The sequence below is a fragment of the Flavobacterium celericrescens genome, assembly GCF_011392075.1.
GTDB lineage: Bacteria > Bacteroidota > Bacteroidia > Flavobacteriales > Flavobacteriaceae > Flavobacterium > Flavobacterium celericrescens.
Genome location: NZ_JAAJBV010000007.1, coordinates 15,447 through 39,507 on the forward strand (window position 1 = coordinate 15,447; position 24,061 = coordinate 39,507).

The window sequence follows — 24,061 nt, forward strand, 5'->3', positions numbered from 1 at the left end:
AATGTCAAGAATAGGTAAAAATCCAATTGCAATTCCAGCTGGAGTAACTGTAGAAGTTAAAGATGCTGTAGTTACAGTTAAAGGAAAATTAGGCGAGCTTACTCAAGAATTTTCTGATGTAACAGTAAAAATCGAAGATAACAATGTTATCGTTGAACGTTCATCAGATCACAAAGATGAGAGAGCGAAACACGGACTTTATCGTGCATTAATCAACAATATGATTGTTGGTGTTTCTGAAGGTTTTACAAAAGAGTTAGAATTAGTTGGGGTTGGATATAGAGCTTCTAATCAAGGTCAAAAACTTGATTTAGCTTTAGGTTTCTCTCACAACATCGTTCTAGAAGTTGTAAAAGAAGTTACTGTTGAAACAGTATCAGAAAAAGGTAAAAATCCGATAGTGAAATTATCTTCATTCGACAAACAATTATTAGGTCAAGTAGCTGCGAAGATCAGAGGTTTCCGCAAACCTGAACCATATAAAGGAAAAGGAGTTAAGTTTGTAGGAGAAGAACTAAGAAGAAAAGCAGGTAAATCAGCTTAAAAATTAAGACTATGTCATTAACAAAATCTGAAAGAAGACAAAGAATTAAGTTCAGAATCAGAAAGATTGTAAGCGGAACTGCTGCTCAACCAAGACTTTCTGTATTCAGAAGTAATAAAGAAATCTATGCGCAAATCATAGACGACGTAAACGGTACAACTTTAGTTGCAGCTTCATCGAGAGATAAAGGTGTTGCGCAAGGAACTGCTGTTGAAACTGCAAAGGCAGTTGGTAAATTAGTTGCTGAAAAAGCACTTAAAGCAGGTATTTCAACAATCTCTTTTGATAGAGGTGGGTATTTATACCATGGACGTGTGAAATCATTAGCTGAAGGAGCTAGAGAAGCTGGACTTAAATTCTAAGAAATTATGTATCATAATTATAAAAACGTAGAGATTGTAAAACCAGGAGGTCTTGAATTAAAAGATCGTTTGGTGAGTGTAAATCGTGTTACTAAAGTTACTAAAGGAGGTAGAGCATTTGGTTTCTCTGCTATCGTAGTAGTTGGTGATGAAAACGGTGTGGTAGGTCATGGATTAGGAAAATCTAAAGATGTTTCTGAAGCTATTGCTAAAGCAGTAGAAGATGCTAAGAAAAATCTTGTTAGAATTCCTTTACATGGACAATCAGTACCTCATGAACAAAAAGGTAAATTTGGTGGAGCAAGAGTGTTTTTAATGCCTGCTTCTCATGGTACTGGAGTAATTGCTGGTGGTGCGGTTCGTGCCGTATTAGAATCAGTAGGTATTCATGATGTATTGTCTAAATCACAAGGTTCATCGAACCCTCATAATGTTGTTAAAGCTACTTTTGATGCTTTATTACAAATGAGAAGTGCTGTAACTATTGCGAAACAAAGAGGAGTATCTTTAGAAAAAGTATTCAAAGGTTAATTAACAGGAAATCATGGCAAAATTATTAGTAAAACAAGTAAGAAGTAAAATCAATTGTCCTCTTGATCAAAAGAGAACTTTGGAAGCTTTAGGTCTTCGTAAAATGGGACAAGTTGTTGAGCATGATGCAAATCCTGCTATCCTTGGAATGGTAAATAAAGTTAAACACTTAGTTTCTGTTGAAGAAACTAAATAACACTATACAGTTATGAATTTAAGTAACTTACAACCAGCTGAAGGTTCAGTTCACAACCAAAATAAAAGAGTAGGTAGAGGAGAAGGTTCTGGTAAAGGTGGTACCGCTGCACGTGGACACAAAGGAGCTAAGTCTCGTTCTGGATATTCTAAGAAAATTGGTTTTGAAGGTGGTCAAATGCCACTTCAAAGACGTGTGCCTAAATTTGGTTTCAAGAATATTAATAGAGTAGAATATCAAGGAATTAATCTTGATTCATTACAATTATTAGTAGAAAACGGAGTAGTTACAGATACAGTTGATTTTACTGTATATGTTGATACACGTTTGGCTACAAAAAATAGCTTAGTAAAGATTTTAGGAAGAGGTGAGCTAAAAACAAAACTTAAAGTAAGTGCTCACAAATTTACTGCATCTGCTAAAGCGGCAATTGAAGCTGCTGGTGGAGAAGCTGTAACTTTATAATCCTTTTAGTAAAATGAAGAAATTTATAGAATCATTCATCAACGTTTGGAAAATTGAAGAGTTAAAAAATAGAATTTTATTAACTCTTGGATTGTTATTAGTGTATCGTTTTGGTGCGCAAGTAACACTTCCTGGAATTGATGCTACTAAATTGACAAATCTTACAAACCAAACTAATGAAGGTATTGGATGGTTAATTAATGTATTTACAGGAGGTGCGTTTTCGCAAGCTTCTGTATTTGCATTGGGTATCATGCCATATATCTCAGCTTCCATTGTAGTTCAATTAATGGGAATTGCAGTGCCATATTTACAAAAATTACAAAAAGACGGTGAAAGTGGTAGAAAGAAAATTAACCAAATTACAAGATGGTTAACTATTTTGATTACTTTAGTTCAAGGTCCGGGTTATATTTATAACTTATATAACACATTGCCAGGTGAGGCATTTATGTTAGGAGCTGGCTCTTTTCCATTCTTATTTTCATCTGTACTAATTTTAGTTACAGGTACAATTTTTGCAATGTGGTTAGGAGAAAAAATTACCGACAAAGGTATTGGTAATGGTATATCTTTATTGATAATGGTTGGTATTATTGCTAGAATGCCTCAGGCTTTTATTCAAGAATTTTCATCTAGAACAACACAAGCAAATGGTGGTGTGATGATGATTGTTATTGAATTAATACTTTGGTTCTTAGTAATTATAGCATGTATTTTATTAGTAATGGCTGTAAGAAAAATTCCAGTACAATACGCTAGACGTACAGTTTCTGGGGATTTTGAACAAGACATGATGGGAGGAAACAGACAGTTTATTCCTTTGAAGTTAAATGCATCAGGTGTTATGCCGATCATTTTTGCTCAAGCGATTATGTTTATTCCAGCTGCAGTTTCTGGTTTGTCAAAATCAGATAGTGCACTTTCATTAGCAGCAATGTTTAATGATCCATTTGGTTTGGTATATAATATTGTTTTTGCTTTGTTAATTGTAATTTTTACGTACTTTTACACCGCAATTACTGTACCAACAAATAAAATGGCTGATGATTTAAAAAGAAGTGGTGGTTTTATTCCAGGTGTTAAACCAGGAGTTGAAACAGGAGATTACCTAGATAAAATAATGTCATTAATAACTTTCCCAGGTTCGTTATTTCTTGCTTTAATCGCTGTGTTCCCAGCTATAGCAGTAAGTTTACTTGGTGTACAAGGAGCATGGGGTTATTTTTATGGAGGTACTTCTTTATTAATTATGGTTGGAGTTGCAATAGATACTATTCAACAAATAAATTCTTATTTATTGAATAAACACTATGATGGTTTGATGAAAAGTGGTAAAAATAGAAAAGCAGTAGCTTAATTTTTATGGCAAAACAATCAGCAATAGAACAAGACGGAACAATTGTAGAAGCATTGTCAAATGCTATGTTTCGTGTAGAGTTAGAAAACGGACACGTTGTAATTGCTCATATATCTGGTAAAATGCGTATGCATTATATAAAATTATTACCAGGTGACAAGGTAAAACTTGAAATGAGCCCTTATGATTTGTCTAAAGCAAGAATTACTTATAGATACTAAAGCTATTAAAATGAAAGTAAGAGCATCAGTTAAAAAGAGAAGTGCCGAGTGCATTATTGTACGTAGAAAAGGAAGATTATACGTTATTAACAAAAAGAATCCTAGATTTAAACAAAGACAAGGATAATTATGGCAAGAATTGCAGGGGTAGATATACCTAAACAAAAAAGAGGAATCATTGCTTTAACATACATATTTGGTATTGGTAAAAGCAGAGCTAAAGATATTTTAGCTAAAGCTCAAGTGAGCGAAGACAAAAAAGTTCAAGACTGGAATGATGACGAGATCGGAGCAATCCGTGATGCTGTTTCTTATTTCAAAATTGAAGGAGAATTGCGTTCAGAAATTCAATTAAACATCAAGCGTTTAATGGATATTGGATGTCAAAGAGGTATTCGTCATAGAGCTGGACTTCCATTAAGAGGTCAAAGAACTAAAAACAACTCTAGAACTAGAAAAGGTAAGAGAAAAACTGTTGCTAACAAGAAAAAAGCAACTAAATAATAAGTAATAATATGGCTAAAGCAACTGCAAAAAAACGTAAAGTTATCGTTGAATCTTCGGGTGAAGCGCATATTAATGCTACTTTTAACAACATCATCATTTCTTTAACAAATAAGAAAGGTGAAGTAATTTCTTGGTCTTCAGCTGGTAAAATGGGCTTTAGAGGTTCTAAAAAGAATACTCCTTATGCAGCTCAAATGGCAGCAGAAGATTGTAGTAAAGTAGCTCTTGAAGCTGGACTAAAGAAAGTTAAAGTTTATGTGAAAGGTCCAGGAAATGGAAGAGAATCTGCAATCAGATCTATTCATAATTCTGGAGTTGAAGTTACAGAAATCATTGATGTAACTCCAATGCCACATAACGGATGTCGTCCTCCGAAAAGAAGAAGAGTATAATTTAAGTATAATATAGGTAGGTTTAAAATTATCGAAGGATATAGACCTGAATTCATAATTCCTACCTTTTTTAATTTTTTTAAAATGGCAAGATATACTGGTCCAAAAACTAAAATTGCTCGTAAATTTGGCGAAGCAATATTCGGAGAAGACAAAGCCTTCGAAAAAAGAAATTACCCTCCAGGGCAACATGGTTTAGCTAAAAAGAGAGGTAAAAAATCTGAATATGCAGTTCAGTTAATGGAAAAGCAAAAAGCGAAGTACACTTACGGAATTCTTGAAAAACAATTCAGAAACTTATTTAAAAAAGCATCTGCTGCTTCTGGAGTAACAGGTGAAATTTTACTTCAATTATGTGAAGCTCGTTTAGATAATGTTGTTTACAGAATGGGTATTGCTCCTTCTCGTAGAGCTGCACGTCAAATCGTAGTTCACAGACACATCACTGTTAATGGTGAATTAGTAAACGTTCCTTCTTATCACTTAAAAGCGGGTGATAAAGTTGCTGTGCGTGAAAAATCAAAATCTCTTGAAGCTATTGACCGTTCTTTAGCTGCATCTTCTCAAGTTTATGAGTGGATTACTTGGAATAATGATACTAAAGAAGGTACTTTTGTTTCTGTACCTCAAAGACTTCAAATTCCAGAAAATATTAAAGAACAACTAATCGTTGAGTTGTATAACAAATAATAATTGACATTAGTCGAACATATGGCAATATTTAATTTTCAAAAGCCCGATAAAGTTATCATGATCGATTCTACCGATTTCGAAGGTAAATTTGAATTTAGACCTTTGGAACCTGGTTACGGATTGACTGTTGGTAATGCACTTAGAAGAGTTTTGCTTTCTTCTCTTGAAGGATATGCAATTACATCAGTAAGAATTGAAGGTGTAGAACATGAGTTCTCTACAATTTCTGGTGTGGTTGAAGATGTTACAGAAATTATCTTAAATCTAAAACAAGTACGTTTCAAACGTCAAATTGAAGATATCGATAATGAATCTGTTTCTATTTCTCTTTCAGGAAAAGATAAAATTACTGCAGGTGATTTTCAAAAATTTATTTCTGGTTTTCAAGTATTGAATCCAGATTTAGTTATCTGTAATTTAGATAGCAAAACAACTTTGAACATGGAGCTTTCTATCGAAAAAGGTAGAGGTTATGTTCCTGCAGAAGAAAACAAGAAAAACAATGCACCAATAGGAACTATTTTTACAGATTCGATTTACACACCTGTAAAGAATGTAAAATATTCTATTGAAAATTTCCGTGTGGAACAAAAAACTGATTACGAAAAATTAGTTTTTGAAATTATTACAGACGGTTCTATTCATCCTAAAGACGCATTAACTGAAGCAGCTAAAACGTTGATTCACCACTTTATGTTGTTTTCTGATGAGAGAATTACTCTTGAGGCTGATGAAATTGCTCAAACTGAGTCTTATGATGAAGAATCACTTCATATGAGACAGTTATTGAAAACTAAATTAGTTGATATGGACTTGTCAGTTAGAGCATTAAATTGTTTAAAAGCGGCTGAAGTTGATACATTAGGTGATTTAGTATCTTTCAATAAGAACGACTTAATGAAGTTCCGTAATTTTGGTAAAAAATCATTAACTGAATTAGATGAGTTAGTGGCAAATAAAAACCTAACTTTCGGAATGGATTTAACTAAATACAAGTTAGATAAAGAATAATTGCTTCATATTTTGCGCTCCGAAAGGATTGAAGCAAGATGAAGATAAATAATAGACGTCATGAGACACGGAAAAAAATTCAATCATTTAAGTAGACAAAAAGGACATAGAGCTGCTATGTTAGCTAATATGGCTTGTTCTTTAATCGAACATAAACGTATCAACACTACTGTTGCTAAAGCGAAAGCTTTAAAACAATTTGTTGAACCATTAGTTACAAAATCAAAAGAAGATACTACTCACAACCGTCGTATTTGTTTTTCTTACTTAAGAAACAAATATGCAGTTACAGAACTTTTCAGAGAAGTTGCTGCTAAAGTAGGTGACCGTCCAGGAGGATACACTCGTATCATCAAGTTAGGAAACCGTTTAGGAGATAACGCTGATATGGCAATGATTGAGTTAGTAGATTTCAACACATTGTATAATGGTGGTAAAAAAGAAGTTAAGAAAACGACTCGTCGTGGAAAAGCTAAAAAAGCTGAAGGTACTCCTGAAGCTCCAGCAGCTGAAACTTCTGAAAACACTGAAGCTACAGAATAATCATGATATCATTCATGTAAAAATAATAAGGATAGACTTTTTTAAGTTTATCCTTTTTTTTTGGTTTTACGAATCAAACATTTTCTTAAAACAACTTTTATAACTAAATTTGCATTCACAACAACACAACACAATGAAATACAACAATCGTTCTAAAGCCGTTTTACTTCTTAAAGACGGTACTATTTTTCACGGAAAATCAATCGGAATTGAAGGTGTAACTTTTGGTGAAGTCGCTTTTAACACAGGAACAACAGGGTATCAAGAAATTTTTACAGATCCTTCTTATTTCGGTCAAATCATGGTTACTACCAATGCGCACATTGGAAATTATGGTGTGAATGAGAAAGAAGTAGAATCAGATTCAGTGAAAATTTCAGGATTAGTTTGTAAAAATTTCAGCTTTAATTTTTCACGCGAAGACGCAACTGAAAGTTTATTTGATTATTTAAACAAGCAAAATCTTATTGTAATTTCCGATGTTGATACAAGAGCATTGGTAAGTTATATCAGAGATAACGGTGCAATGAATGCGGTTATTTGTACGGATGGAACTCCGATTGAAGAATTAAAAGAAAGATTAGCAAATGTTCCAGATATGAATGGTTTGGAATTGGCTTCTAAAGTATCTACTAAAGAACCATATTTCTTTGGTGAACAATCGGCTAAATATAAAATATCAGCTTTAGATTTAGGAATTAAAACAAATATTCTCAGAAATTTGGCTAAGAGAGATTGTTATATCAAAGTTTTCCCATATAACGCTTCATTTGAGGATTTGAAAGCATTTAATCCGGATGGTTATTTCTTATCAAACGGACCTGGTGACCCGGAGCCATTAGAAACTGCTCAAGAAGTTGCACGTCAAATTTTAAATGAGAATAAACCATTATTTGGGATTTGTTTAGGGCACCAAATTATTGGTTTAGCCAACGGAATTTCAACATATAAGATGTTCAACGGCCATCGTGGAATCAATCATCCAGTAAAAAATGTAATTACAGGAAAAGGTGAAATTACTTCTCAAAATCACGGTTTTGCTATCGTAAGAGAAGAATTAGACAAGCATCCTGATTTCGAATTAACTCACGAGCATTTGAATGACGGAACTGTAGCAGGGATGAGAATGAAATCGAAAAACTGTTTTTCAGTGCAATATCACCCAGAAGCTAGCCCTGGACCACATGATTCAAGCTATTTATTTGACCAATTTATTGAAAATATAAAAACTGCAAGCAACTAAAACGTTATCGTTTATAAGTTTTTAGAGTTTTTAAAAATCATTGTAGTTTAAATTATAAATTTGTTATTATTCAAAAGATAGTAACTTAAAAAAAATATAAAATGAGTATAATTATCAAAGTTCACGCTAGACAAATTTTAGATTCTCGTGGAAATCCAACAATTGAAGTTGATGTAGTTACAGATAACGGAATTTTAGGAAGAGCAGCTGTGCCAAGTGGTGCTTCTACAGGCGAACATGAAGCGGTGGAGCTTCGTGATGGTGGTAAAGCTTACATGGGTAAAGGTGTAATGAAAGCGGTTGAAAATGTAAATTCAAAAATTGCTGAAGCGGTTGTAGGAATGTCGGTTTTTGAGCAAAATTTAATCGACAAAATGATGATTGAATTAGACGGAACAGCAAACAAATCAAACTTAGGTGCTAATGCTATTTTAGGTGTTTCTTTAGCGGTTGCAAAAGCTGCGGCTAATGAATTAGGAATGCCGTTATATCGTTACGTTGGAGGTGTTTCTGCGAATACATTGCCAGTTCCGATGATGAATATCATCAACGGTGGTTCACATTCTGATGCTCCAATCGCGTTTCAAGAATTCATGATTATGCCTGTGAAAGCAAAAGATTTCACTCACGCTATGCAAATGGGAACTGAAATCTTTCACAACTTAAAAAAAGTATTACACGACAGAAATTTATCTACAGCAGTAGGTGATGAAGGTGGATTTGCTCCAAATTTAGCTGGAGGAACTGAAGATGCTTTAGATTCAATCAAATTAGCGGTTACCAATGCTGGCTACACTTTTGGTGATGATGTAATGATTGCTTTAGATTGTGCAGCTTCTGAATTTTATGTTAACGGAAAATACGATTACACTAAATTTGAAGGTGAAACAGGAAAAATCAGAACTTCTGAAGAACAAGCTTCTTACTTAGCAGAATTAACGGAAAAATATCCAATTATTTCTATCGAAGACGGAATGTATGAAGACGATTGGGAAGGATGGAAATTATTAACAGAGAAAATCGGTGATAAAGTACAATTAGTGGGTGACGATTTATTCGTAACAAACGTAGAAAGATTATCTCGCGGAATAAGTCAATCAATTGCGAATTCTATTTTAATTAAAGTAAACCAAATCGGAACGTTAACAGAAACGATTGCAGCTGTAAATATGGCGCATAACGCTGGATATACTTCGGTAATGTCACACCGTTCTGGAGAAACAGAAGATAACACGATTGCAGATTTAGCAGTTGCTTTGAACTGTGGACAAATCAAAACGGGTTCGGCTTCTCGTTCAGATCGTATGGCAAAATACAATCAATTATTACGCATTGAAGAAGAATTAGCAGATGTGGCTTATTTTCCTGGCGTAAATGCTTTTAAAATAAAAAGATAAATATTTTAATAATATTTTTAAAATCCTGTTATAATTTATTTATAGCAGGATTTTTTCATGTATATTATTTAACCATAAATTATAATAATTTTCTTTATTGTTCGAGGATTATTTGTTAAATTCGCAAAATACATAAATATTTATCAAAAAAACACATTATAATTATATGTCAAAAACTGCAATATTAGAGCTTGATGGCAAAAAGTATGAGTTCCCGGTAATTGTTGGGACTGAAAATGAGGTTGCTATCGACATAGACAAGTTACGAAGTGCCTCTGGTGCTATCACAATTGATCCTGGATATAAAAACTCTGGGTCGTGTACAAGTGAGATTACTTTTTTAGATGGTGAAGAAGGAATTTTACGTTATAGAGGATATTCAATAGAAGATTTAGCAGATAAAGCTGATTTTCTGGAAGTTTCTTATTTGTTAATCTTTGGAGAACTTCCTACAGCAGAACAATTAGAAAAATTTGAAAATGATATTAGAAAGTACACTTTAGTTAGTGAAGAGATGAAAAGCATCATAGATGGTTTTCCTAGAACAGCTCATCCAATGGGTGTTTTGGCTTCATTAACAAGTGCTTTAACTGCTTTTAATCCTAAGTCTGTGAATCCTCACAACGAAAAAGAAATGTATGATGCAGTTTGTAAAACTATGGGTAAATTCTTAGTAATTGCTACATGGACTTACAGAAAAACAATGGGATATCCATTAAATTACTACGATAATACAAAAGGATACGTTGATAATTTCATGCGCTTAATGTTTGAATTGCCAACTGGACCTTATAAAGCTGACCCAAAAGTAGTAGCTGCTTTAGATAAATTATTCATCTTACACGCAGACCACGAACAAAACTGTTCTACTTCTACTGTAAGAATTGTAGGTTCATCTCATGCTGGATTATTTGCTTCTATTTCTGCAGGAGTTTCTGCACTTTGGGGGCCACTTCACGGTGGAGCTAACCAAGCGGTTTTAGAAATGTTACAAGAAATTCATGATAATGGTGGTGATGTTGCTAAATTCGTTTTAAAAGCAAAAGATAAAGACGATCCGTTCCGTTTAATGGGATTTGGTCACCGAGTTTATAAAAACTTTGATCCAAGAGCAACAATCATTAAAAAAGCAGCTGATGATGTATTAAACTCGTTAGGAGTTGATGATCCATTATTAGATATTGCAAAACAATTAGAAAAAGTAGCTTTAGAAGACGAATATTTCAAATCAAGAAACTTATATCCAAATGTAGATTTTTATTCAGGAATCATCTACCGTGCAATGGGAATTCCGGTTGAAATGTTTACAGTGTTATTCGCTATTGGTCGTTTACCAGGTTGGATTGCACAATGGAAAGAAATGAGAGTGAATAAAGAACCAATTGGTCGTCCAAGACAAGTTTATACAGGTTATACATTACGACCTTTCAAAGAAGTAAAAGACAGATAATCATAAAAAATCCCACTACAATTAGTGGGATTTTTGTTTTATAAGTTTAGAATTTATTCAGTAGGTTTTTGTGCTTCCTCTTCTGTATTTCCTGTTAAATCTTCTACTTTATCTTCTACAGTTTCAGCTGCATTTTGTAATGATTCTTTTAAGTTGTGTGCTTTTTCTTCCACCCAACCAGCTGCTTCTGCGGTTTTTTCTTTAGCGACATCAACAAATTCGTTTACTTTTTCTGGTACGCCCATTTCTTCAAGTTTGCCTGAAACTTTTTCGGCTACATTTTCAACCGTTTCTTTTACATCTTCTGCTACATCGGCAGCTTTTTCTGCTACACTTTCTGCAACTTCGCTTAAATTTTCTTTTGCGCTTTCTGCTGTTTGTTTAGCTTTTCCAAAAAGAGAGCTAAAAAAATTTGATAATCCCATGATAATTTGATTTTTAAGTTCTTATCAAATGTAGTGAAAAATTATGAATTTCAAGAAGTTGAATATGTGAAATAAACCAATAAATGGCAATAACTATATCGTTTGCTTTTTTTATATTTGCCATATTAGCGAAACCAATAAACGCAATCAAAAAACTAAAGTTATGTTACAATTAAATGTAAAAAACGAAACATCACGATTAAGGGCAGTGGTGTTAGGAACTGCTTTAAGTAATGGTCCAACACCTACAATAGAAGAAGCTTATGATCCAAAATCATTAGAACATATCAAAGCAGGTACATATCCTGTAGAAGCTGATATGATTAAAGAAATGGAAGCTTTTAACGCTGTATTTCAAAAATATGATGTAAAAGTTTTTAGACCACAAATAATTGAAAATTATAACCAAATTTTCGCAAGAGACATTGGGTTTGTTATAGATGATATTTTTATTAAAGCAAATATTTTACCAGATAGAGAGCGTGAATTAGATGCAATTCAGTATGTTATTGATCAAATTGATCCCAAAAAAGTAGTGCGTCCTCCAGAAGAAGTTCATATCGAAGGTGGCGATGTAATGCCTTGGAACGATTATATTTTTATCGGAACGTACAAAGGTTCAGATTATAAAGATTATATTACTGCAAGAACTAACATGCAAGGTGTGAATTATATTAAAGAATTATTTCCAAATAAAATTGTGAAGGAGTTCGACTTAGTAAAATCGAAAATTGAACCTCGTGATAATGCATTGCATTTAGATTGTTGTTTTCAACCTGTTGGAACAGACAAAGGAATTATTTACAAAAGTGGTTTCCGTGAAGAAGCCGATTATATGTTTTTAGTAAATTTATTCGGAAAAGAAAACTTATTTCACATCGAGAGAGAAGAAATGTATCACATGAATTCAAATGTGTTTTCCATCGCTCCTGATGTAGTGGTTTCCGAAAAAAACTTTACCAGATTAAACAATTGGCTTCGTGAAAACGGATTTACAGTAGAAGAAATTCCCTACGCAGAAATTGCAAAACAAGAAGGTTTGTTAAGATGTTCAACTTTACCTTTAATTAGAGATTAGGTTATGCTTACTACAATCTATTTTTATGTGGTTTTTCCAATAATTATTGTAAGTGCAATAGTGTATGTTGTTAAGAACACTAAAAATCCAAATAAAAATAATGTCGTAATTAAAAAATACGATTTATCAGAAAAAAATAAAGAAGAAAAACATGAACCAAACAACTAATTCCATATTGATGATTCGTCCGGTAGCATTCCGTATGAACGAACAAACAGCGGTGAATAATTATTACCAAAAAGTATTAGATAATTTAACACCAACTTCGGTTAACGCAAAAGCACAAGAAGAATTTGATACTTTCGTTCAAAAGTTAAGAATGATTGGATTAAATGTTGTGGTAGTTGAAGATACATTAAGTCCAGATACACCAGATAGTATTTTTCCAAACAATTGGATTTCATTTCATGAAAATGGAGATGTAGTTTTATATCCAATGTTTGCCGAAAATCGTCGTTTAGAAAGAAGAGAAGATGTTTTAGATCGTTTGGAAGATGAAGGTTTTGTAATCAACGAAATCATGGATTACACTTCAGCTGAAGAAGACGAAGTTTTCTTAGAAGGAACTGGAAGTATCGTTTTAGATAGAGCAAACGGAAAAGCATATTGTGCCTTATCTCCAAGAGCAGATGAAGAATTATTCATCGAATTTTGTGAAGATTTCGAATTTACTCCTGTAATTTTTGAAGCCTTCCAAACGGTAAGCGGAGAAAGAAAACACATTTATCATACCAATGTAATTATGTGTGTAGGCGAAACTTTTGCGGTTATTTGTGCAGATTGTATAGATGATAAAAAAGAACGCAAAATGGTCTTAGATAGCTTGAAAGGCGATGAAAAAGAAGTTATTCTTATCACTGAAGACCAAGTAAACAATTTCGCTGGAAATATGTTAGAAGTTAAAGGAACTGATGATAGAAGATATTTAATTATGAGCGCTTCAGCACATCAAAGTTTGACTAAAAAGCAAATTGCACAATTAGAAGAACATGTAACTATTGTAAGTTCAAGTTTAGATACCATTGAAGCTTGTGGTGGTGGAAGCGCGCGTTGTATGATGGCAGAAATTTTCTTGCCTAAAGAATAATAATGCCGTCATTTCGAGTGGTTTTTAAGAGTGAAAATGCTAATTTTTGCTCTTAAAAATTGTATCGAGAACTATAGAAATAATACAATTTAAAAAAAAGAATCCCAAATTTCGAAGTATTCGGAATTTGGGATTCTTTTTTCTTAATTCAAAAATTAAATTCCTCTTACAATACTCAAAACCGCACTGATAATGTATTGAATACCAATTGCAATCGTCAAAAAGCCAATGATTCTAGAAATAGCAACAATTCCAGATGAACCTAAAATGTTTGCTAAATAGTGTGCACTTCTTAAAATAATATAGATTGCAAATGCAACTGTTAAAATGGCAATACAAGAGCTTACAATTTCATAAGTTGAGATAACTTCTCCACTTTCTTTTAGTTCTTGATAGTAGGCAATCAATAATGAAATAGATCCTGGTCCAGCTAGCATTGGCATTGCTAATGGTGTCAATGCGATATCATGACGATTTTCAACCTCTTTTTGCACCTTCTTATTAATTCCTTTGTTTTTGCTGAAATTTCCATTTAGTAAACCAAATCCAGAACTAGTAATGATTATTCCTCCAGCAATTCGAAGTGCAGTAATTGTGATGCCAAAAAAACTTAACACATATTGTCCAATAAAAAAGGATATTATCAATATGATAAAAACATTAAATGATGTCAATAAGGATACTTTTGATCGTTCGGCTTTACTATAACCTTGTGTAAGTCCAACAAATATTGGAACAGTTCCAATTGGGTTTAGAACAGAAAATAAAGCAGCAAATAGATAAATAAATATTTCCATAGTTTTTTTGCAAATGTAATAGCGATTTTTTTGTAGGGTATTAAAATAATGTAATTTCAAAGTTATACTTATTATTTTAATTTACTAAATTTATGAAAAATATTATTCAAATGAAAACATTAGTATTAGGAGCATCAACCAATAAAGAGCGTTATTCATATAAAGCTATTCATAACTTAGTGGATAAAAGCCATCAAGTAGTAGCCATAGGTTCAAAAAAGGGAATGGCATTTGATATTCCAATTGAAACAGATAAAATAGATTTTCACGCTATTGATACTGTAACTATATATTTGAATCCAAAAGCTCAAGAAGAATATTATGACTATATTTTGTCATTAAAACCAAGACGTGTTATTTTTAATCCCGGCACTGAAAATCCAACTTTTTTTAAACTTCTTGAGGCAAATAATATTCAATATGAAGTAGCTTGTACTTTAGTATTATTGGCTACAAATCAATATTAAAATTTTGTTTGCCCAGTTGCTGGTTTACTGATTAAAAATAAACCTATAAAAGTAATCAATCCATTTACAATAATTAGTTCATTATCAAAAACATAATCACCAAATAAATCGGTTGAATATGTAGATATAAAAAAGCAAATTGCAGGTGAAATTACACAAATTAAAGGCACTAATTTATCGTTAACTGTTTTGGATTTTACAAATAGACCAAAAGCATATAATCCTAAAAGTGGGCCATAGGTATAAGAGGCAATTTTAAAAATCATTTTAACTACTGAAGCATCATTAACAGCGTTAAAAAATACAATTACCAAAAACATTAACAACGAAAAGCCTAAGTGAACAGCATGTCTTTTGCGAACAATATTTGGACTATTTAAGTTTTCACTTTTGTCCATGCCTAAAAAATCAACGCAAAAAGAGGTAGTTAAAGCTGTTAAAGCAGAATCGGTTGTAGCAAAAGTAGCCGCGGTTAATCCTAATAAAAAAACTATTGCGGGAATTAACCCTAATGATTTTAAAGCAATTTCAGGAAATAAAAAATCTGTTCTAGCAACACCATCAACCACAGGAACTTGAATGCCGTTTTTTTCTGCAAATAAATAAAGAAGGGCACCAACACTCAAAAAGAAAATATTGATAATTACAAAAATTCCGGTAAAGGTGAACATGTTTTTTTGTGCCTCGCCTATAGTAGCACAGCTCAAATTCTTTTGCATTAAGTCTTGGTCAAGCCCAACCATAGCAATAGTTACAAAAATTCCACCCAAAACTTGTTTCCAAAAATAATTTCCTTTTAAAAAATCTTCAAAGAAGAAAACTTTTGAATATTGACTTTCTTTTACAGTTTCAAAGGCTTGTAAAAAGCTTAAATCTAAACTTTTGCAAATAAAAATAATGGTTAAAAATACCGAAGAAACTAAGAAAAAAGTTTGTAAAGTATCTGTAATAATGATTGTTTTTAATCCACCTCTATAGGTGTATGCAAATATTAATGCTAATGAAATCAATACTGTTAGAGCAAACGGAATTTTGTAATAATCAAAAACATAACGTTGTAAAACAATAACTACTAAGTATAATCTAAATGCCGAGCCAATTGTTCTACTAATCAAAAAAATAGAAGCGGCCGTTTTGTAACTTACTATTCCTAAGCGTTGTTCAATATAACCGTAAATTGAAGTTAAATTCATGCGATAGTACAGTGGTAATAGTACTTTAGCAATAATTAAAAAACCAATAGCATTTCCAAGTACAAACTGAAAATATTTGAATTGCAAATCAGGATTTCCTACTTCGCCAGGGACCGAAATAAAAGTTACGCCAGATAGTGCTGTTCCTATCATTCCAAAAGCAACTAAATACCATTTTGAGTTTTTATTTGCTTTAAAAAAAGCTTCATTTCCACTATCTTTTCTACTTACAAAATGGGAGATGATAAATAATAAACCAAAGTAAATTATGATTAATGATAAAATTGCAAATGGACTCATTTTTTATATTAATTTTTGTTGGTGGCAATTTACATAAATAATCTTCAAAAAATCAAATTATCTAAACCTCAAAATTTGTTACTTTTGTACCATGGAATTGCCTTCAAAATTATTAGAAAATGCGGTCAACGAGATGTCTCAATTGCCAGGAATTGGTAAAAGAACGGCATTACGATTGGTATTACATCTATTAAAACAACCTGTAGAGCAAACTGAGGAACTTACAACTGCACTAGAAAACATGCGAAAAGACATTCAATTTTGCAAAAAGTGTCATACAATTTCTGATGCCGAAGTTTGTATAATTTGTTCAAATCCTGCGAGAGATAAGTCAATTATTTGTGTTGTTGAAGATGTTAGAGATGTAATGGCTATTGAAAACACAAATATGTTCAAAGGCGTTTATCATGTGCTTGGAGGCAAAATTTCTCCAATTGAAGGAGTTGGTCCAAGTCAACTGAAAATTACATCATTAGTTGAAAAAGTAAAAGAAGGAACTATTTCTGAAATTATTTTTGCTTTAAGCTCAACAATGGAAGGAGATACAACTAATTTTTACATTTATAAACAAATCAAAGAGTATCAAATCAAAACTTCTACAATAGCACGCGGAATCGCTGTGGGTGACGAATTAGAATATGCAGATGAAGTTACTTTAGGTAGAAGTTTGTTAAACAGAATTCCATTTGAAACTTCAATCAAGCAATAATTGATGAAATTTGCATCAAATTGTTATAATCACTTCGTTATTTTAATTGTAAAAACTATATTTGTTTCCTAAAATAGTATAGGTTTTTTAGTTTTATAGCTAAGTAAAATAAATTCCCTAACTTTTATGTTATTTATCTGATGAAAAAAATAATTGTTTTTGCTATAATTGCTTCTTTATTTGCGTCTTGTATTCCAAATAAAGATTTGGTTTATCTACAAAATAAAGGTACAAATTCTAGTGCAATTGAAGTAACTCAAGAAGCTTCAAAGCCATATCGAGTTCAAACAAACGATATTATCACCATTTCAATAAAAGCACTTGATCAAAAATTGGTCGATATGTTTAATCCATCAGAATCGGGTTCGACAGAAACTTCTCAACAAGGACTATATTTTAAAGGCTTTACGGTTGATGATCATGGTAACATTAGAATTCCAGTTTTAGGAGAATTAAACGTATTAGGTTTTACCTTAGATGAGATAAGACAAAAAGTCGAAAAACAATTATTGGACGAATATTTTAAAGCGGAAGCTAATATTTTTGTAACAGTTAAATTAGCTGGATTGCGTTATACTATCAATGGCGAAATAGGTTCACCAGGTACAAATGTTTTATATCAAGATAGAGCAACAATTATGGAGGCAATCGCAAATTCTGGAGATATTACAATTACCGGAAATAGAAAAGAGGTTCAGATTATTAGAAAATTTCCTCATGGTTTTGAAACGCATTCTATAGATTTAACAGATGCAAAATCTATGAATTCTCCATATTTTTATATTCAACCAAACGATTATATCATCGTTAAACCATTGAAACAAAAATCATGGGGAACAGGAACTACAGGAGTACAAACTGTAGCAACTATAGTTTCAGCACTTTCATTGGTAACCACTGCAATTCTGTTAAGTAAAAATCTATAATTAATTATGTTAGATACAAAAGATTTTAATTTTTTTGAGTCACAAAACAGCTTTGATTTTAAAGGATTTCTTTTAAAAATTTTAAGTTATTGGAAGTGGTTTGTATTATCTTTGATAATAACTTTTCTAATTGCATATAATGTAAATATTAGAAAGGAGAAGATTTATGGAATGGAATCTTTAATTGTAGTTGAAGATCAAAATAATCCATTTTTTACTTCAAATACAAGTTTAGTTTTCAATTGGGGAGGAACATCAGATAAAGTGCAAACCATTATTACTTCCTTAAAATCTCGTTCACATAATGAAGTTGTTGTTGATAAATTGCAATATTATATCAAGTATTTAAGAAAAGGTAAATACTATTTTCAAGATGCCTATGGAGAAGTTCCTTTCTATGTAAAAATTGATAAAAGTAAAGGACAACTTTTTGCAAGACCTATCAAAGTTAAATTTGTTAGTCCAACACAGTTTGAAATTAGCGTAGATTTTGAAGAAGCAACTTCGGTTCCGTTGATGCATTATGCTGATTTGTCTACAACTAATTTTGCTGTTGGAAATAAAGAATTTAAAAAAGTATTTAAAGTTGGGGAGCAAATTAACCTTCCATTTTTACATTTAATAGTTGAAGTCAAACCAGAAGCTTTTGATTATGTAAATGCTGAATATTATTTGCAATTTGACGATTTTAATGCAACTGTAGGTGCTTACAGAGGAATTGATGTTTCTGCGGATGTAAAAGCTTTATCTGTTGTAAGACTGCAACTTGAAGGCTCAAATAAGTATCGATTGGTTGAATATTTAAATGCAACAGTTGATGTTTTAAGAAAAAATCAATTAGACAGTAAAAATCTTTTTGCTAATAATACCATTAATTTTATTGATAGTACATTAGTTGAAATGGAAGGTCAAATAAAAGATGCAGAAGGCGAGTTGAAGGCATTTAGAAAAGGTAAAAATGTTTTTGACTTAGAAGAAGAAGGTGGTTCAATACTTTCTGAAAAGCTATCAACTTATGATATTCAAAAAGATGAAATTGATAGAAAAATTGCTTATTACAATCTTTTAAAAAATTATTTAGTCAAAAGTACAGATTATTCTAAATTACCTGCTCCAACTGTTGCTGGGATTGATGATCCAAATATTATTGGAAATGTTTCAAGATTAATCCAACTTTCTGCTGAACGTTCAAAAATGGCATATTCAGTAAAAAATAAAGGAATGTTTACTGATTTTGATGTGCAAATGGAGGCTGTTAAAAATGTGCTTCTAGAAAATATTGCTAGCTCAAAAAGTGCTTTGATGATTGATTTATCAATTGTAAATAAAAATATAGGTCTTGCAGAAAGCCAAGCGAGTTTATTGCCTGAACAAAAACAAGAACATTTAAAAATCACTAGAAAATACAATCTAAAAGACAAAATTTATAGCACTTTTCTAGAAAAACGAAGCGAGGCTGAAATTGTTAAAGCAGCTAATATTTCTGATATCAATTTTTTAGATAGAGCAAAAGACGTTGGAGGCGGACTAAGAGGTCCAAAAACAAGTATTAACTATATTTTAGCTGCGCTTTTAGGTTTTTTAATCCCATTAGTAATTGTATTTATTATTACGCTTTTAGATAATAATATTAATAGTGTTGAAGATATTCAAAAATTAACAAAAATTCCTGTAATTGGTGTCATTGGGAAAAAGAATACAGACAACAACTTATCCGTTTTTGAAAAACCAAAATCACCTTTGGCAGAATCATTTAGAGCCATTCGTTCTTCACTTCAGTTTTTGTATAAAAAACAACAAAAAGAAGGAGCAAAAATATTAATGCTAACCTCATCAGTGAGTGGTGAAGGTAAAACATTTTGTTCTATCAATTTAGCTACAGTTTTTGCTTTAAGCGAAAAGAAAACAGTAATTGTTGGTTTAGATTTAAGAAAACCTAGAATTTTTGGAGATTTTAATATTGATAATATAACTGGGGTCGTGAATTATCTTATTGGACAAAAAACAATTGATGAAGTTGTTCAAAAAACACATATTCCATTTTTAGATGTGATTCCTTCAGGACCAATTCCTCCTAATCCAGCAGAATTATTAATGGGAGAGTCTATGGCGGAAATGATTGAAGAATTAAAACAAAAATATGATTACATAATTTTGGATACTCCACCAGTTGGTTTGGTTTCTGATGCATTAGAATTGGCACATTTTTGTGATGCAACACTTTATGTAACAAGACAAAGTTTTACCAAAAAAGGAATGTTAAGCGTTGTAAATGAGAAACATAAACGCGGTGAATTACATAATATTAGTGTCCTTTTTAATGGTTTTCAAAACAAAGCAAAATATGGTTACGGTTATGGGTATGGCTACGGTTACGGGTATGGAGCTTATGGAGAAGGTTATCATGATGATAAAATAGAACCAAAAGGTTGGAAAAAAATTCTTGAAAAATTTAAGAAATAAGAAGCAAATGACAAGAATAGTTGATAAAAAAATATTGATTACAGGTGGAGCGGGTTTTATCGGTTCAAATCTTTGTAACTATTTTTTAGAAAACAATATCGTGGTTTGCTTAGATAATTTCTCTACAGGACATAGATACAATATTGAGCATTTACTTTCTAATCCAAATTTCACGTTGATTGAAGGAGATATTAGAAATTTTGAAACTTGTGAAAAAGCAGTTTCAGGAATTGATTATGTACTTCATGAAGCTGCATTGGGTAGTGTGCCTCGTTCAATTAATGATCCTATCACTTCAAACGCGGTAAATGTTTCGGGATTTTTAAACATGTTGACAGCTGCCAGAAATGCAAATGTTAAGCGTTTTATATATGCTGCAAGTTCATCTACTTATGGTGATTCTGAAAAATTACCAAAAATTGAGGAGGTTATTGGAAAACCACTTTCGCCTTATGCTGTTACTAAATATGTAAATGAATTGTATGCAGATGTGTTTAGTAAAACCTATGGAATTGAAACAATAGGATTGCGTTATTTTAACGTTTTTGGAAGAAATCAAGATCCAAATGGCGCTTATGCAGCAGTAATTCCTAAATTTGTAGCCCAATTTTTAAATCATGAAAGTCCAGTTATTAATGGTGATGGTAATTTTTCTCGAGATTTTACTTACATCGATAACGTGATTCAAATGAATGAATTGGCTATGTTGACAGAAAATCCAGAGGCAATAAATACAGTTTATAATACTGCTTTTGGTGAAAGAACAACTTTAAATGAGTTAGTAAATTCATTAAAAGAGTTTTTGTCAAAACATGATGAAGAAATCGCGAATGTTCCCATCATTTATGGAGCAAATAGAGTTGGAGATATTCCTCACTCGTTAGCAAGTATTGAAAAAGCAAAAAAACTACTAAATTACCAACCAAAGTTCTCCATGAGAGATGGTTTGAAAGAAGCGGTAAATTGGTATTGGAATAATTTAAAAAAATAAATTTATATAATGATTACTAATATTTGTTGTATCGGTGCAGGATATGTTGGAGGCCCTACAATGGCAATTATTGCTCAAAAATGTCCACATATAAGAGTTACTGTAGTTGATTTAAACGAAAAGAGAATTGCCGCTTGGAACGATCCAAATGTAAATAATATTCCTATCTATGAGCCAGGATTAAGTGATGTTGTGGCTGAAGCTAGAGGAAGAAATTTGTTTTTTTCAACAGAAGTTGATAAAGCAATTGATGAAGCACAAATGATTTTCATTTCGGTAAATACACCAACTAAAACCTATGGAGTAGGAAAAGGAATGGCTGCCGATTTAAAATATATTGAGTTGTGTGCACGTCAAATTGCTCGTGTATCAAAAAACGATAAAATTGTTGTAGAAAAATCAACATTGCCAGTTAGAACAGCGAGTGCGATTAAAGATATTTTAGATAATACAGGAAATGGAGTTAATTTTCAAATTTTGTCTAATCCTGAATTTTTAGCAGAAGGAACAGCCGTTGAAGATTTATTTGCACCAGACAGAGTTTTAATAGGTGGAGATACAACTCCTGAAGGACAAAAGGCAATCCAACAATTAGTTGATGTATATGCAAATTGGGTTCCAACGGATAAAATTTTAACCACTAATGTTTGGTCTTCTGAATTGTCAAAATTAACAGCTAATGCTTTTTTAGCACAACGAGTTTCTTCAATTAATGCATTGAGTGAATTATGTGAAAAAACAGGTGCTGATGTTAATGAAGTAGCAAAAGCAATTGGATTGGATAGTAGAATTGGGCCTAAATTTTTAAAGGCTTCTGTTGGTTTTGGAGGTTCATGTTTTCAAAAAGATATTTTAAACTTAGTTTATATCGCAAAATCATACGGTTTAAACGAAGTAGCTGATTATTGGGAACAAGTAATTATTATGAACGATCACCAAAAACGTCGTTTTGCAAAAAATATAATAAAAACATTATATAACACCGTTTCGGGTAAAAAAATAGCATTCTTAGGTTGGGCATTTAAAAAAGATACTAACGACACTCGTGAATCAGCAGCAATTTATGTAGCAGATGATTTGTTAAGCGAGCAAGCAAATATTAGTGTTTATGATCCAAAAGTTGGTATTGAACAAATCCAATTTGATTTAAACTATTTGGAAACCCGTTCTGAAGCAGAAAATTTAAAGGGTGTTCAAGTAGCAACTAATGCATACGAAGCTTGTAATAATGCTCATGCTATTGCTGTTTTAACGGAATGGGACGAATTTAAAACATATGACTGGCAAAAAATATATGACAATATGTTAAAGCCTGCATTTGTTTTTGATGGAAGAAATTTACTAAATAAAGCAGAATTAGAAAAAATTGGTTTTGTTTACCAAGCAATTGGTTCATAATAAAGAAATAATGAGTATAAAAATTGCAGTAATTGGTTTAGGTTACGTAGGGCTTCCGTTAGCAAGATTGTTTGCTACGAAATTTCCCGTGATTGGTTTTGATATTAATGGGCAACGTATTTCTGAACTAAACAACGGAATTGATTTAACATTAGAGGTTGAAGAAGATTTATTAAAATCAGTATTAGTCAATAAGCCTTCAAATGAAATAGGATTATATTGTTCAAATCAATTAGTAGATATTGCCGATTGTAATTACTATATCGTTACGGTTCCAACACCAGTAGATAAACACAATAAACCTGATTTGACACCTCTATATAAAGCAAGTGAAACAGTTGCTAAAGTTTTAAAGAAAGGTGATATTGTAATTTATGAATCAACAGTTTATCCTGGAGTTACAGAAGAAGAATGTGTACCTGTTTTAGAAAAAATGTCAGGATTGAAATTCAATGAAGATTTCTTTGCAGGCTATTCTCCTGAACGAATTAATCCAGGAGATAAAGAGCATACGGTTGAAAAAATATTAAAAGTAACTGCTGGTTCTACTCCAGAAATTGGTAAAAAAGTAGATGCTCTATACAATAGTGTGGTAACTGCTGGAACGCATTTAGCACCAACAATCAAAGTAGCAGAAGCAGCAAAAGTGATTGAAAACTCACAGCGTGATATTAATATTGCTTTTGTAAATGAATTGGCAAAAATTTTTAATATTCTTGAAATAGATACTAAAGCTGTATTAGAAGCTGCTGGAACAAAATGGAACTTTCTTCCTTTTAAACCAGGTTTGGTTGGTGGGCATTGTATAGGAGTTGATCCGTATTATTTGGCCCAAAAAGCATTAGAAGCAGGTTATCATCCAGAAATTATTTTAGCGGGTCGCCGTATGAATGATAGTATGGGTGAATATGTAGCTTCACAAGTAGTGAAGTTAATGATTAAAAAAGAAATTGTTTTACACGAAGCGAAATTATTGCTTTTAGGCGTGACTTTTAAAGAAAACTGCCCAGATGTTCGTAATACTAAAATTGTAGATATTGTTCATGCTTTAAAAGGATATGGAATTAATATTACTATATATGATCCTTGGGCAAAACCTGAAGAAGTAAAGCATGAATATGGAATAGAAACGACACAAGTTTTACCAAATTCTAAGTTTGATGCTGTTATTTTGGGTGTCGCACATAAAGAATTTGCTGCCTTGGATTTAAAATCATTAACAAAAGATTCAAATGTAATTTACGATGTTAAAGGCTTTTTATCAGATGTAGTAGACGGAAGATTATAGTTTTTCATTTTAATAAAATCCCCC

29 protein-coding genes are annotated in these 24,061 nt (G+C 32.0%); 26 read left to right on the forward strand and 3 right to left on the reverse strand.

Features of this window, described 5'->3' with window-relative positions:
- The first annotated feature begins 1 nt into the window (after window position 1).
- From rplF to G4L40_RS09880, 16 genes are all read left to right on the forward strand, one after another.
- Window positions 2-544 (forward strand): 50S ribosomal protein L6, encoded by a 543-nt coding sequence (gene rplF, locus G4L40_RS09805; protein WP_166237023.1) that lies wholly within the window; start codon window positions 2-4, stop codon window positions 542-544.
- A gap of 11 nt (window positions 545-555) precedes the next feature.
- Window positions 556-906: a 50S ribosomal protein L18 gene (gene rplR, locus G4L40_RS09810; RefSeq protein WP_073583312.1), complete on the forward strand. Its 351-nt coding sequence runs from the start codon at window positions 556-558 to the stop codon at window positions 904-906.
- Between the two features lie 6 nt (window positions 907-912).
- Complete coding sequence (gene rpsE, locus G4L40_RS09815; RefSeq protein WP_166237024.1) at window positions 913-1,437, forward strand: 30S ribosomal protein S5; 525 nt, start codon at window positions 913-915, stop codon at window positions 1,435-1,437.
- A 13-nt stretch (window positions 1,438-1,450) separates the two neighbouring features.
- Window positions 1,451-1,633, forward strand: coding sequence for a 50S ribosomal protein L30 (rpmD, locus tag G4L40_RS09820; RefSeq protein ID WP_166237025.1), 183 nt, complete (start codon window positions 1,451-1,453; stop codon window positions 1,631-1,633).
- Between the two features lie 12 nt (window positions 1,634-1,645).
- Window positions 1,646-2,098, forward strand: coding sequence for a 50S ribosomal protein L15 (rplO, locus tag G4L40_RS09825; RefSeq protein ID WP_166237026.1), 453 nt, complete (start codon window positions 1,646-1,648; stop codon window positions 2,096-2,098).
- A gap of 13 nt (window positions 2,099-2,111) precedes the next feature.
- On the forward strand, window positions 2,112-3,458 hold the full coding sequence (secY, locus tag G4L40_RS09830; protein WP_166237027.1) for a preprotein translocase subunit SecY: 1,347 nt from the start codon (window positions 2,112-2,114) through the stop codon (window positions 3,456-3,458).
- 5 nt (window positions 3,459-3,463) lie between these two features.
- Complete coding sequence (gene infA / locus G4L40_RS09835) at window positions 3,464-3,679, forward strand: translation initiation factor IF-1 (RefSeq protein WP_014387717.1); 216 nt, start codon at window positions 3,464-3,466, stop codon at window positions 3,677-3,679.
- A 10-nt stretch (window positions 3,680-3,689) separates the two neighbouring features.
- Complete coding sequence (gene ykgO / locus G4L40_RS09840) at window positions 3,690-3,806, forward strand: type B 50S ribosomal protein L36 (RefSeq protein ID WP_002987490.1); 117 nt, start codon at window positions 3,690-3,692, stop codon at window positions 3,804-3,806.
- 2 nt (window positions 3,807-3,808) lie between these two features.
- Window positions 3,809-4,183 carry a 30S ribosomal protein S13 gene (gene rpsM, locus G4L40_RS09845; protein WP_008254460.1) on the forward strand — a complete coding sequence of 125 codons (375 nt, stop codon included), beginning with the start codon at window positions 3,809-3,811 and terminating at the stop codon, window positions 4,181-4,183.
- Window positions 4,184-4,194: 11 nt separating this feature from the next.
- Entirely contained in the window at window positions 4,195-4,578 is a 384-nt protein-coding gene (rpsK, locus tag G4L40_RS09850; protein WP_008254446.1) for a 30S ribosomal protein S11, read from the forward strand.
- An 84-nt stretch (window positions 4,579-4,662) separates the two neighbouring features.
- Complete coding sequence (gene rpsD / locus G4L40_RS09855; protein WP_166237028.1) at window positions 4,663-5,268, forward strand: 30S ribosomal protein S4; 606 nt, start codon at window positions 4,663-4,665, stop codon at window positions 5,266-5,268.
- A 21-nt stretch (window positions 5,269-5,289) separates the two neighbouring features.
- Window positions 5,290-6,282, forward strand: coding sequence for a DNA-directed RNA polymerase subunit alpha (locus G4L40_RS09860; RefSeq protein ID WP_166237029.1), 993 nt, complete (start codon window positions 5,290-5,292; stop codon window positions 6,280-6,282).
- A gap of 60 nt (window positions 6,283-6,342) precedes the next feature.
- The gene (gene rplQ, locus G4L40_RS09865; RefSeq protein WP_026725622.1) at window positions 6,343-6,825 is read left to right on the forward strand and encodes a 50S ribosomal protein L17; all 483 of its coding nucleotides are present in this window, start codon (window positions 6,343-6,345) and stop codon (window positions 6,823-6,825) included.
- Between the two features lie 133 nt (window positions 6,826-6,958).
- Complete coding sequence (gene carA, locus G4L40_RS09870; RefSeq protein WP_166237030.1) at window positions 6,959-8,068, forward strand: glutamine-hydrolyzing carbamoyl-phosphate synthase small subunit; 1,110 nt, start codon at window positions 6,959-6,961, stop codon at window positions 8,066-8,068.
- Window positions 8,069-8,169: 101 nt separating this feature from the next.
- Entirely contained in the window at window positions 8,170-9,465 is a 1,296-nt protein-coding gene (gene eno, locus G4L40_RS09875; protein ID WP_166237031.1) for a phosphopyruvate hydratase, read from the forward strand.
- Between the two features lie 166 nt (window positions 9,466-9,631).
- The gene (locus G4L40_RS09880) at window positions 9,632-10,915 is read left to right on the forward strand and encodes a citrate synthase (RefSeq protein WP_166237032.1); all 1,284 of its coding nucleotides are present in this window, start codon (window positions 9,632-9,634) and stop codon (window positions 10,913-10,915) included.
- Between the two features lie 53 nt (window positions 10,916-10,968).
- Here G4L40_RS09880 and G4L40_RS09885 read toward each other — a convergent pair whose 3' ends face one another.
- Window positions 10,969-11,340 carry a hypothetical protein gene (locus tag G4L40_RS09885; RefSeq protein ID WP_166237033.1) on the reverse strand — a complete coding sequence of 124 codons (372 nt, stop codon included), beginning with the start codon at window positions 11,338-11,340 and terminating at the stop codon, window positions 10,969-10,971.
- A gap of 163 nt (window positions 11,341-11,503) precedes the next feature.
- Here G4L40_RS09885 and G4L40_RS09890 point away from each other — a divergent pair, with 163 nt between their 5' ends.
- From G4L40_RS09890 to ctlX, 3 genes are read left to right on the forward strand one after another with little or no spacing between them, the layout of a single operon-like run.
- Window positions 11,504-12,418, forward strand: coding sequence for a dimethylarginine dimethylaminohydrolase family protein (locus G4L40_RS09890; RefSeq protein WP_166237034.1), 915 nt, complete (start codon window positions 11,504-11,506; stop codon window positions 12,416-12,418).
- 3 nt (window positions 12,419-12,421) lie between these two features.
- Complete coding sequence (locus G4L40_RS09895; protein WP_166237035.1) at window positions 12,422-12,586, forward strand: hypothetical protein; 165 nt, start codon at window positions 12,422-12,424, stop codon at window positions 12,584-12,586.
- Window positions 12,570-13,505, forward strand: coding sequence for a citrulline utilization hydrolase CtlX (gene ctlX, locus G4L40_RS09900; protein WP_166237036.1), 936 nt, complete (start codon window positions 12,570-12,572; stop codon window positions 13,503-13,505). The genes G4L40_RS09895 and ctlX overlap by 17 nt, the downstream gene beginning before the upstream one ends.
- A 155-nt stretch (window positions 13,506-13,660) precedes the next feature.
- On the opposite strand, the gene G4L40_RS09905 is transcribed toward ctlX, so the two are convergent.
- Window positions 13,661-14,302, reverse strand: coding sequence for a MarC family NAAT transporter (locus tag G4L40_RS09905; RefSeq protein ID WP_166237037.1), 642 nt, complete (start codon window positions 14,300-14,302; stop codon window positions 13,661-13,663).
- A 110-nt stretch (window positions 14,303-14,412) separates the two neighbouring features.
- Here G4L40_RS09905 and G4L40_RS09910 point away from each other — a divergent pair, with 110 nt between their 5' ends.
- Window positions 14,413-14,769, forward strand: coding sequence for a CoA-binding protein (locus G4L40_RS09910; protein WP_235922635.1), 357 nt, complete (start codon window positions 14,413-14,415; stop codon window positions 14,767-14,769).
- On the opposite strand, the gene G4L40_RS09915 is transcribed toward G4L40_RS09910, so the two are convergent.
- Window positions 14,766-16,262: a sodium:solute symporter gene (locus tag G4L40_RS09915; protein ID WP_166237039.1), complete on the reverse strand. Its 1,497-nt coding sequence runs from the start codon at window positions 16,260-16,262 to the stop codon at window positions 14,766-14,768. The two genes, G4L40_RS09910 and G4L40_RS09915, sit on opposite strands and share 4 nt — an antisense overlap.
- 91 nt (window positions 16,263-16,353) lie before the next feature.
- Between G4L40_RS09915 and recR the strand changes: the two genes are divergently transcribed.
- The 6 genes from recR (at window position 16,354) to G4L40_RS09945 (ending at window position 24,037) form a co-directional block, all read left to right on the forward strand.
- On the forward strand, window positions 16,354-16,971 hold the full coding sequence (gene recR / locus G4L40_RS09920) for a recombination mediator RecR (RefSeq protein WP_166237040.1): 618 nt from the start codon (window positions 16,354-16,356) through the stop codon (window positions 16,969-16,971).
- Between the two features lie 140 nt (window positions 16,972-17,111).
- A complete protein-coding gene (locus G4L40_RS09925; protein WP_166237041.1) occupies window positions 17,112-17,897 on the forward strand; it encodes a polysaccharide biosynthesis/export family protein in 786 nt (261 codons plus the stop codon).
- 6 nt (window positions 17,898-17,903) lie between these two features.
- A complete protein-coding gene (locus G4L40_RS09930; protein WP_166237042.1) occupies window positions 17,904-20,360 on the forward strand; it encodes a polysaccharide biosynthesis tyrosine autokinase in 2,457 nt (818 codons plus the stop codon).
- Window positions 20,361-20,367: 7 nt separating this feature from the next.
- Window positions 20,368-21,351: an SDR family oxidoreductase gene (locus G4L40_RS09935; RefSeq protein ID WP_166237043.1), complete on the forward strand. Its 984-nt coding sequence runs from the start codon at window positions 20,368-20,370 to the stop codon at window positions 21,349-21,351.
- A 6-nt stretch (window positions 21,352-21,357) separates the two neighbouring features.
- Complete coding sequence (locus tag G4L40_RS09940; protein WP_166237165.1) at window positions 21,358-22,749, forward strand: UDP-glucose 6-dehydrogenase; 1,392 nt, start codon at window positions 21,358-21,360, stop codon at window positions 22,747-22,749.
- Between the two features lie 10 nt (window positions 22,750-22,759).
- Window positions 22,760-24,037, forward strand: coding sequence for a nucleotide sugar dehydrogenase (locus tag G4L40_RS09945; RefSeq protein ID WP_166237044.1), 1,278 nt, complete (start codon window positions 22,760-22,762; stop codon window positions 24,035-24,037).
- Window positions 24,038-24,061 lie beyond the last annotated feature (24 nt).

Coding starts and splice junctions, on each gene's coding strand:
- rplR (WP_073583312.1), top strand. CDS start 556: ATGTCATTAACAAAATCTGAAAGAAGACAAAGAATTAAGTTCAGAATC.
- secY (WP_166237027.1), top strand. CDS start 2,112: ATGAAGAAATTTATAGAATCATTCATCAACGTTTGGAAAATTGAAGAG.
- G4L40_RS09890 (WP_166237034.1), top strand. CDS start 11,504: ATGTTACAATTAAATGTAAAAAACGAAACATCACGATTAAGGGCAGTG.
- rpmD (WP_166237025.1), top strand. CDS start 1,451: ATGGCAAAATTATTAGTAAAACAAGTAAGAAGTAAAATCAATTGTCCT.
- G4L40_RS09935 (WP_166237043.1), top strand. CDS start 20,368: ATGACAAGAATAGTTGATAAAAAAATATTGATTACAGGTGGAGCGGGT.
- rpsM (WP_008254460.1), top strand. CDS start 3,809: ATGGCAAGAATTGCAGGGGTAGATATACCTAAACAAAAAAGAGGAATC.
- rplQ (WP_026725622.1), top strand. CDS start 6,343: ATGAGACACGGAAAAAAATTCAATCATTTAAGTAGACAAAAAGGACAT.
- infA (WP_014387717.1), top strand. CDS start 3,464: ATGGCAAAACAATCAGCAATAGAACAAGACGGAACAATTGTAGAAGCA.
- recR (WP_166237040.1), top strand. CDS start 16,354: ATGGAATTGCCTTCAAAATTATTAGAAAATGCGGTCAACGAGATGTCT.
- carA (WP_166237030.1), top strand. CDS start 6,959: ATGAAATACAACAATCGTTCTAAAGCCGTTTTACTTCTTAAAGACGGT.
- G4L40_RS09885 (WP_166237033.1), bottom strand. CDS start 11,340: ATGGGATTATCAAATTTTTTTAGCTCTCTTTTTGGAAAAGCTAAACAA.
- ctlX (WP_166237036.1), top strand. CDS start 12,570: ATGAACCAAACAACTAATTCCATATTGATGATTCGTCCGGTAGCATTC.
- rpsE (WP_166237024.1), top strand. CDS start 913: ATGTATCATAATTATAAAAACGTAGAGATTGTAAAACCAGGAGGTCTT.
- G4L40_RS09860 (WP_166237029.1), top strand. CDS start 5,290: ATGGCAATATTTAATTTTCAAAAGCCCGATAAAGTTATCATGATCGAT.
- G4L40_RS09880 (WP_166237032.1), top strand. CDS start 9,632: ATGTCAAAAACTGCAATATTAGAGCTTGATGGCAAAAAGTATGAGTTC.
- G4L40_RS09930 (WP_166237042.1), top strand. CDS start 17,904: ATGTTAGATACAAAAGATTTTAATTTTTTTGAGTCACAAAACAGCTTT.
- G4L40_RS09915 (WP_166237039.1), bottom strand. CDS start 16,262: ATGAGTCCATTTGCAATTTTATCATTAATCATAATTTACTTTGGTTTA.
- rplO (WP_166237026.1), top strand. CDS start 1,646: ATGAATTTAAGTAACTTACAACCAGCTGAAGGTTCAGTTCACAACCAA.
- G4L40_RS09925 (WP_166237041.1), top strand. CDS start 17,112: ATGAAAAAAATAATTGTTTTTGCTATAATTGCTTCTTTATTTGCGTCT.
- G4L40_RS09910 (WP_235922635.1), top strand. CDS start 14,413: ATGAAAACATTAGTATTAGGAGCATCAACCAATAAAGAGCGTTATTCA.
- ykgO (WP_002987490.1), top strand. CDS start 3,690: ATGAAAGTAAGAGCATCAGTTAAAAAGAGAAGTGCCGAGTGCATTATT.
- rpsK (WP_008254446.1), top strand. CDS start 4,195: ATGGCTAAAGCAACTGCAAAAAAACGTAAAGTTATCGTTGAATCTTCG.
- eno (WP_166237031.1), top strand. CDS start 8,170: ATGAGTATAATTATCAAAGTTCACGCTAGACAAATTTTAGATTCTCGT.
- rpsD (WP_166237028.1), top strand. CDS start 4,663: ATGGCAAGATATACTGGTCCAAAAACTAAAATTGCTCGTAAATTTGGC.
- G4L40_RS09905 (WP_166237037.1), bottom strand. CDS start 14,302: ATGGAAATATTTATTTATCTATTTGCTGCTTTATTTTCTGTTCTAAAC.
- G4L40_RS09895 (WP_166237035.1), top strand. CDS start 12,422: ATGCTTACTACAATCTATTTTTATGTGGTTTTTCCAATAATTATTGTA.
- G4L40_RS09945 (WP_166237044.1), top strand. CDS start 22,760: ATGAGTATAAAAATTGCAGTAATTGGTTTAGGTTACGTAGGGCTTCCG.
- rplF (WP_166237023.1), top strand. CDS start 2: ATGTCAAGAATAGGTAAAAATCCAATTGCAATTCCAGCTGGAGTAACT.